This is a genomic window from Streptomyces sp. NPDC097619, assembly GCF_040302735.1.
Taxonomy (GTDB): Bacteria; Actinomycetota; Actinomycetes; order Streptomycetales; family Streptomycetaceae; genus Streptomyces.
In genome coordinates, this window is sequence record NZ_JBEOSD010000250.1 from 1 (window position 1) to 7,379 (window position 7,379).

A 7,379-nucleotide genomic window follows, 5' to 3' on the forward strand; every position below is an offset into this window, starting at 1 on the left:
GGCCTGGACATCGGGCCGAAGACCCGCGAACTGTACGCTTCGAAGATCGCCGACGCCGCTACGGTGTTCTGGAACGGCCCCGTGGGTCGTTCCGCTGTGCTCGCCGGTGGCCGGGTCGGGCGCGGTGACCGTCATGGTCACCTTGTACTCGAAGGTGCCCTCGCGGGGCCCGTCGGCGCGGGCCCAGGCGAGGGCGTGGATCTCCAGGCCGGGTGCCCGGCGTGCGACCGCGGCGGCGGCTTGCAGGGCGTCGGCGGGGTTGTCGCCGGTGCAGACGATGGCGCCGAAGGCGGACACCTCGACGTCGCTGGAGCCGTCGGCGCCGTCGGCGAAGGCGAGTCCGCCGACCACCGTGGTGGACTGGTGCAGGGTCCTCACGAGGTCCTGCCCGAAGGACGGTCCGACGAGGACCTGCGGCTGGAGGGCCGTCTCGGACGGGGTACGCGCGGGTACCGGAATAGCGGTGTGCCGGGTGTCGTTCATGCCGTACCTCCAGGTGGGATGGGGCTGGGATGGGCTTCTTGGTCCGGGCGGCCTAGGGGCAGCCGCCAGCCGGCGGGCACGCGGTGCCGGACGCCGTCGGTGAAGTGCAGCGTGACGTACGGGCTCGCGGGCGGGCCGAAGAGGGCGACGGTGCGCTCGATGACGTGGACCTGGTCGTCGACGGCGACGATGTCGCCCGCGACGAGGGTGCAGGCAGCTCTTGAAGCCGTAGCGCTCCATGGCGGTGCCGGCACGGAGTCAGGGGTGTCGCCGGCGCTGTACGGGCTGTTCATCACGATGCCGCCCTGCGGGCGGGGGAGGAGTCGGCGTCAAGGCGCCGCAGCACCTCGCCGAGCTTGTCGGCCCGGACCAAGGGGGGCGGGTCTTCACGGGGCGGGCTGACCCAGTGCGCGCCCGGACTCCCCTGCGGCCCCCAGGGGACGACGACTTCGGCCCCCGTGGAGAGCACTCGTACGCCTGGCACCCCGGCCGCGAGGTGCCCGGTGCCGGGCGGGACCATCACGTACAGGACGCCGCCGATGTGGTCGGCGAGGACGGGGTAGCCGCGGCGCGGGCTGAGCCGCAGGGCAGTGAGCGCGTTCAGCCCGCGGAGGACCGGGCTGATCGCGACCGCGTCCCAGTCCCGGCCGCACGGCACCCACCCCGAACCGCACGGGGCCGTACGCCACTGCGCCACACGGTGATCGGTCACGGCCGCTTGCGTGTGCCAGGTGGGGCTGGAGCGTTGCGCCACTTTTCGCCTCCGGGTCCGTCCCTGCGCCTGCACCTCCACGACAGCAGTGCACGGATACCGCCCGCGAGACGCGAGCGATGAAAGAGCGATGCAACTTCCCTGCCGGACGGTGAAGAAGCGGCAAGCAGCGGGCATGAACGACGTGGGAGCGGTACGGTCGCAGCCCTCCCACCCCGCCCCCGCGGACGCCTCTTTCGGAGCCTGGCATGGCCGACCGTCACCCCAACCGGGACTTACGCGCGCTGCGCGAGACCGAGCTCCACATGTCCCGGCCCGAACTGGCCAAGGCCCTCAACGAGCAGGCCAAGCGCATGGGCGAGAACATCGGCTGCACCGCCCGCCTGATCGCCGCCTGGGAAGACGGCGACGTCGCCTGCCCCCGCGCCGTCTACCGCCGGGTCCTGACCGCCTACACGGGCCGGACCCTGCACCAGCTCGGGTTCGCCCTTCCCGAAATGCGACCAACCGGGCAGGGGAAGCCGACCGACGCCGACGCGGGGGACGAAGGGAGTGGATCGGTGAACCGCAGGTCCTTCCTCCGCGACGGTGTAGGCGTCGCCCTGGCGCTTCCCGCCGCCGGCCGCGGTACCGGCCGGATCGGCGTCACCGAGGTCCGCGCCGTCACCGCTGCGGTCACCACCCTGTACGGGCACGACCACGACCACGGCTCAGGCCCCCTGCGCCGGGCCGCCAACGAGGCCCTACACACCGCCTACTCCTGGCTCCAGGCCGGCACCTACACCGACCGCACCGGCACCCGGCTCCGTACGGCCACCGGCAACCTCTCCATCGCCGCGGGCTGGCTCTCCTACGACTCCGGCCGCCCGGCCGACGCCCACTCCCTCTACGGCGAAGCCCTGGCCGCCGCCCGCATCGCCGACGACCAAGCGCTCGAAGCCCACGCCTTCGGCTGCCTGTCCCTCCTCGCCAAAGCCCAAGGGCGCCCCCGCGAGGCCGTCGCGAACGCCCAAGGCGCCCAGGCCGCCGCCCGCCACCTCGGCTCACCCCGCCTCCTCGCCCTCTTCCACGCCCGCGAAGCCGGAGGCTGGGCCCTCATGGGCGACCGGCAGGCCACCGACGCGGCGATCGTCCGCGCCCACCACCACTACGCCGCCGGGCCCGCCGACGCCGACCCGGGATGGCTGGAGTTCTTCACCCCCGCCGAACTCGCAGGTCTCGAAGCCCTCGCCCGCGCCGACCTCGGCCAGCACGAACGCGCCGCCGCCGGCGCCGAGCAGGCCGTACTCCTCCACGGTGACGCCTTCGCCCGAAACCGGGCCTTGTACACCGCCGACATCGCCATCCAACATGCGGTGGGACACCGGCCCGAGCCCGAAGCCGCCGCCGAAGCCGCCGGCCGCGTCCTCGCGTTCCTGACCGACGTCCGATCCGACCGCCTGCTCCATGCCGTCCACGGCGTCGCCGGAGCACTCCAGCGCCACGCACGCGTTCCGGCCGTCGCGGACTGGATCGAGCAGTACCGCACCATGACCGCACCCCAGGGAGGACGGGCGTGACCATCCACACCGACGAGGTCGTCATCCGAACCTACGGCCCCGGCGACATCCCCGCCCTCCTGGACACCCTCGCCGACATCTGGGCCGACGCCCACCCCGAACTCGTCGACACCCCCGGCGCCACCACCGACGGCCTCTCCACCACCGCGCTGCGCCGCCAGATCACCGGCCACGCCCGCCGCGAGGGCTTCGTCCTGGTCGCCGCCTACGCCCACGGCAGCCCCGTGGGCTTCGCCTACGCCTTTCCCGCCACCCCCGAGTACTGGTACGGCCCCGACCTCCTGCCCGACATCCCCGAACACATCCGGGCGGGCCGTCTGATGGGCCTGTGTGAGCTCGCGGTGACCCCGCCGTGGCAGGGCCGCAGCATCGGCAGCCGCCTCCACCACCAGCTCGTCACCGCCATCGCACCCCAGTGGTCCTCCCTGCTGGTCCACCCCGACAACCCCCGCGGCCGCGCCCTCTACGACCGCCTCGGCTACACCTATGCCGGTCCGTATCGGAACGAGCCCGGCGGCCCGGTCTACGACCTGCTCGTCCTCCGCGTGAGCGCCGCGGAGTCCTCTGGTGCCTGAGGACCTGTCAAGAGTCGGCGTGGCGGGGCCGCCCGTTCGTAGAATTCGGCATTCCGCAATCGAATTGCGGTCAGATGTCGCTGCCCCTTCCTGAGCATAAATTGTGTGCACTATACAATTTTCCAGTGAAAGATGAGAGGTATAGGCCCTTTGGGTCGCCTTCCAGTTGGAGGGTTCGAAGTGCTCTGCCACGTTTCGCCCTGGCGTGAAATCGCTCTGATCGGCCACGCCTGCGTTCGCTCGTGCCTGTGCCGCAAATATCCTGCCTTCTCGTTCGTGAATTCCTTCCGAAAAGGCGATAGGGGTATTTGTGAGACGTTTTTCGATCGGAGTCTTGATTGCGGCGCTGGTCGCGCCGATTTCTGTGGGATCTGCCCATGCTGCCGGAGACCCCGGTGTGACGGTCTGGCACAGAAGCAGCGAAATGCCTCCATTGCAGGAGGTGGGCAGTGTGTTTGCGGAGAATTTTGGCTCCGAGGTGACGGGAAATGTCGGCGATGTGCCGACGGGGCCTGGTGTTCCCGAGCCGGACAAGGAGGAGTTGGAGGGCAAGGGTGACCTCTATCCGGTCGACATGGGCGCGGAAACAATGGAAGGGGAAGTGGGGGAGCTGCCCGACCTCGACGGCGAGGAATCGGAAACAAGTGTCAGCATTGACGAAGGCGCTGGCGAGGCTTCTCCTGTCGAAGGTGAGGGCCCTTCGCCTGCACCGGTCGGCGATGGGATTCTCGACTGGGAAGCTTGCTGGAAGAATCGGCAGGGGCACCGTAAGCAGGGTGTGGTACTGAACCACTTCAGTTTCTGTCGCTGGGGATGGAACACCGCTACCAAGCTCGATGGCCAGGGGCGAGTGGAAGGCCAAGTGAGGTTTCGGGAGACCGAGCTCGGTTCCGGCTCGAACACGGCCCGAGCCGGACAGATCAACGTGAAGATCACGGATGTCACCTGGACCCCCAACGGCGTATTCAACCGGTCGAGCAAGATGACGGTGAGGCTGAAGGCCCAGGGCGGCCCGGGTGCGTGCACAGCAGCATTCGACAATGGCGAGGACTACACGCGACCGGTCGGAGAGTGGGCGGGGACGTATTTTGCCTACGATGTGAAGTCTCCCGCTGCTTCGGGTGACCAGAAGAGAATCGACAAGCGCGCCTACTGCCGATTCACCGCGAGCTGGCGAGTTCGAGGGGCCTCCGCGGACAGCTCCTGGAGCCAAGGTCCAGAGAATGTCATGCGCATGGATTCAGCCGCGTACCTGGGTCAATACGGCAAGCAGGGCGCCATATTCAACCAGGTGACCCCCTACCTTGTCTACGATTACAAGAGCAAGGCCATCGAGGGCGTTGCGAAGCACCTCTTCACTGCCTTCGACTACCCTCAACTCACATTTCCGAAGAAGTCGCCGGTGAAGACGTTTCCCGGCGATATTGAAAAGCGTGGATGGAAGCCGCTTCACAGGAACTATCCGCGATTCAATGCGGCCTCTGCCAAGGTGACCAGAGATAACCGTTCAGGGAAGGACAAGGCTTGTGCGGCGTGGGTCGCCAAGGTGACCCCACCTGCTGGTTGGCAATGCGACGAGTATCCGTTCGCTTCGACCAAGGAAGGAGCAGGGTTGGGTGACGGAAATTTCAGCATTCGGTATGTCCCGAGGAAGGAGAACGCTTCTGCGGGCGCCGAGCTCGTGAAATGGTACGGCCGGGACCGGATTCTTGATGGTGACGCCTACGGCATCATGCTCAAGAACCGGCCCAATCTCCAATCGGCCGATCTGGGTTCTTTCCCGTGCGTAGAGCTCGGGATCTGCGCGCCCTAGGAGAAGACGATCCGGTAGGATTCCAGGTCGTGAATCGGGAATTCCTGTCCGAGTGACTGGTTGTAGCGCTCGGCGGCGTCTTCGCCTCCCTTTCTCCACACGCGGACTTCGAGAACTGAATCGCTCGGCAGCGAAAACTCCTCAAGAGGGCCGTCAAGGTCGTGAACGAACATTGTGCCGCTCCCGGTCTTGAAGTCCCATCGGCCCAGGAAGGTGTAGTCCGGTGTCACTTCCTTCTGTGCGCCCTGCTGAAGGGAGAGGGTCACCTCTGCATCGTGTGACTGGGCGTTGCTCATGATGCGGAGGATCCCGGGGCCTACTCTGACGGCTTCGTCATCCATCGGGAGGTCGAGCCAGAAGGGCCGTTCCGGCTCATCATCCAGGCGTTCTTCATCGATCCCAAAAATGGAGTTCTGGACGGAAACGGTCACGCTGAGTGTGTAATTTGGCGTGTTCATTTCCGTAGCCTATTCGACGCCGGCACCGGCCGGGAGCCGGCCCTGGCCGTATTCCTGTGGGCCCCTGGGCGTCGGGGCGGCCTGCGCGCGCGGTGCGTGGCCGGCCGCCTTCGTGAAGTGGTCGAGGAGTCGCCCCTGCAGGCCCTGCGGGGGCGACTCCTCGGTGTCGTGGTGGTGGTCAGTGCTGGTGGGGGGTGCGGGTGTAGAGGGTGATCTTGGCGAGGTCGAGGCCGGTGAGGGTGGCGCAGGTGTGGGGGGTGTAGCCGAGTCGGGTGAGGGTGGCGATGTCGTCGGCGGGGGTGGGCGGGTGTTCGTGGACGGTGTGGGTGAGGGTGCTCCAGGCGCGTTCGGCGGGGTTGGGGGCGGTGGTGATGGTGTGCCAGGCGGCGGCGAGGCGGGTGAAGACGGTCAGGAGGGCCTTGCCCGCCTGCTCGGGGGTGAGGGTGGTGCGGGCGTAGGCGAGGTAGGCGTCCTGGTGGAGGTCGAGGAAGGCCTGGAAGGCGGGCGGGGTCCGGGGGACGGGCCGGAGGTGGTGCACGGTGGTCTCCAGACGGATGGTGTCGAGGGCCGCCGCGGGCACCGGGGTTCCCGGGGGCCTGGGGGGTGGGTGCGCGGCGGCGTGCCAGAGGGCGCGGACTTCGGCGGGGCGGCCGCCGAGCGCGAGGATGAGCTGGGACATGACGGGCCACTCGGCGATGGCGCGGCCGTAGGCGATCTCCTGGATGTCCACGGCGGTCAGCGCGTACCCGGTGTGGGCGGCGATCTGCTCGTAGTCGGGCATCCCGGCTGCCAGGAGGAGGGCGCGGACGGTGGTGTGGAGTTTGTCGCGGGCGGCTTCCTGGGAGTGGGGGGCCAGGGGGCGGACGACGGCGTCGAGGTCCGCCGGCCGCTGGGCGGCTTCCCAGAGGTCGCGGAGTTCCTCGGCGTGGCCGCCGCAGGCCGCGGCGAAGGAGGCCACGATCGGCCACTTCGGGCGGCGTTCCCCGGCGAGGATCCGGGAGAGGTAGGAGGGGGAGATCCCGATGTCGGTGGCGACGTCGACGAGGGTGCGTTCGGTGTGGCGTTGGATGAAGCTCATCGCGGTGGCGAGTTGCTGCAGCGGGGTGCGGGGGACCGGTGCCTCGGCGTCGGCGGGGACGGCCTGGACGGCCTCGGGGTCGGGGATGGTGGGGGTGGGGGCGGCGGGTTCGCGGGCGAGGGTGTCGGCGGCCTGCTGGCGGCGGATCTTGTCGACCCTGCGGGTCAGGGTCGCGGTCTTCCAGCGTTTGCGAAGGCGCTCGGGGGTGACGCCGAGGGGAGCGGCGAGGTGGGCCCAGGGGTCCCGGCCGGTGCGGGCGCTGTAGATGATCGCGGCCTCGGTGTCGACGACGCCGGTGTGCAGGGTCGTGACGTGGGAGAGGAGCATGGGGTGGCTCTCGCCTTCCTGGGCGGAGGCGAGGAGGGCGTTGGCCTGGAGGTGGAGGACCTCGGCGGTGCGGATGACCAGGCTGAGGTCGGCCGTCGGCGCGGCCGCGGGCGCGGTGGTGGGTCGGGTGGCGGCGCAGGGGCGGCAGACCGGCTCGGTGCGGGCGGGTGCGAGGGTGCGGCGGCATTCGGTGCATTTCCGCAGGAGTGCGGAGGACATGCGGTGCCTCTCGGACTACAGGGGTGCCCCGATCGGGCACAACAACGGGCACAAGTGACCTTCCGGCCGGGCCCGCCCCACCGGGTCGGGCCCGGCCTACGCGGCCGCCTCCGGCCCGGCCCGCACCCCTCCCACCGACCCCGAGGCCAGGGGGC

Annotated in this window: 7 protein-coding genes and 1 pseudogene; 4 read left to right on the plus strand and 4 right to left on the minus strand. The window is 69.3% G+C overall.

Annotation, left to right across the window (positions count from 1 at the left end; translation table 11 throughout):
• Window positions 1-87, plus strand: a pseudogene (gene pgk / locus ABTZ17_RS35395) (phosphoglycerate kinase); the annotation flags it as partial.
• A 392-nt stretch (window positions 88-479) separates the two neighbouring features.
• On the opposite strand, the gene ABTZ17_RS35400 reads toward pgk, so the two are convergent.
• Together ABTZ17_RS35400 and ABTZ17_RS35405 are read right to left on the minus strand one after the other, a co-directional pair.
• Window positions 480-776, minus strand: a complete 297-nt coding sequence (locus tag ABTZ17_RS35400; protein ID WP_352199926.1) for a hypothetical protein — start codon at window positions 774-776, stop codon at window positions 480-482.
• Window positions 776-1,195 carry a hypothetical protein gene (locus ABTZ17_RS35405; RefSeq protein ID WP_352199920.1) on the minus strand — a complete coding sequence of 140 codons (420 nt, stop codon included), beginning with the start codon at window positions 1,193-1,195 and terminating at the stop codon, window positions 776-778. Before ABTZ17_RS35405 ends, ABTZ17_RS35400 begins: the two co-directional genes overlap by 1 nt.
• 248 nt (window positions 1,196-1,443) lie before the next feature.
• On the opposite strand from ABTZ17_RS35405, the gene ABTZ17_RS35410 reads away from it, so the two are divergent.
• The 3 genes from ABTZ17_RS35410 (at window position 1,444) to ABTZ17_RS35420 (ending at window position 5,142) form a co-directional block, all read left to right on the plus strand.
• Window positions 1,444-2,754, plus strand: coding sequence for an NsdA family TPR-like regulatory protein (locus tag ABTZ17_RS35410; protein ID WP_352199921.1), 1,311 nt, complete (start codon window positions 1,444-1,446; stop codon window positions 2,752-2,754).
• Window positions 2,751-3,329 (plus strand): GNAT family N-acetyltransferase, encoded by a 579-nt coding sequence (locus tag ABTZ17_RS35415; protein ID WP_352199922.1) that lies wholly within the window; start codon window positions 2,751-2,753, stop codon window positions 3,327-3,329. Before ABTZ17_RS35410 ends, ABTZ17_RS35415 begins: the two co-directional genes overlap by 4 nt.
• A 334-nt stretch (window positions 3,330-3,663) precedes the next feature.
• Window positions 3,664-5,142, plus strand: a complete 1,479-nt coding sequence (locus ABTZ17_RS35420; protein ID WP_352199923.1) for a NucA/NucB deoxyribonuclease domain-containing protein — start codon at window positions 3,664-3,666, stop codon at window positions 5,140-5,142.
• On the opposite strand, the gene ABTZ17_RS35425 is transcribed toward ABTZ17_RS35420, so the two are convergent.
• Together ABTZ17_RS35425 and ABTZ17_RS35430 are read right to left on the minus strand one after the other, a co-directional pair.
• A complete protein-coding gene (locus ABTZ17_RS35425) occupies window positions 5,139-5,573 on the minus strand; it encodes a Haze protective factor 1 (protein WP_352199924.1) in 435 nt (144 codons plus the stop codon). The genes ABTZ17_RS35420 and ABTZ17_RS35425 overlap by 4 nt on opposite strands.
• 205 nt (window positions 5,574-5,778) lie before the next feature.
• Window positions 5,779-7,224 (minus strand): helix-turn-helix domain-containing protein, encoded by a 1,446-nt coding sequence (locus ABTZ17_RS35430; protein ID WP_352199925.1) that lies wholly within the window; start codon window positions 7,222-7,224, stop codon window positions 5,779-5,781.
• Window positions 7,225-7,379: the final 155 nt, after the last annotated feature.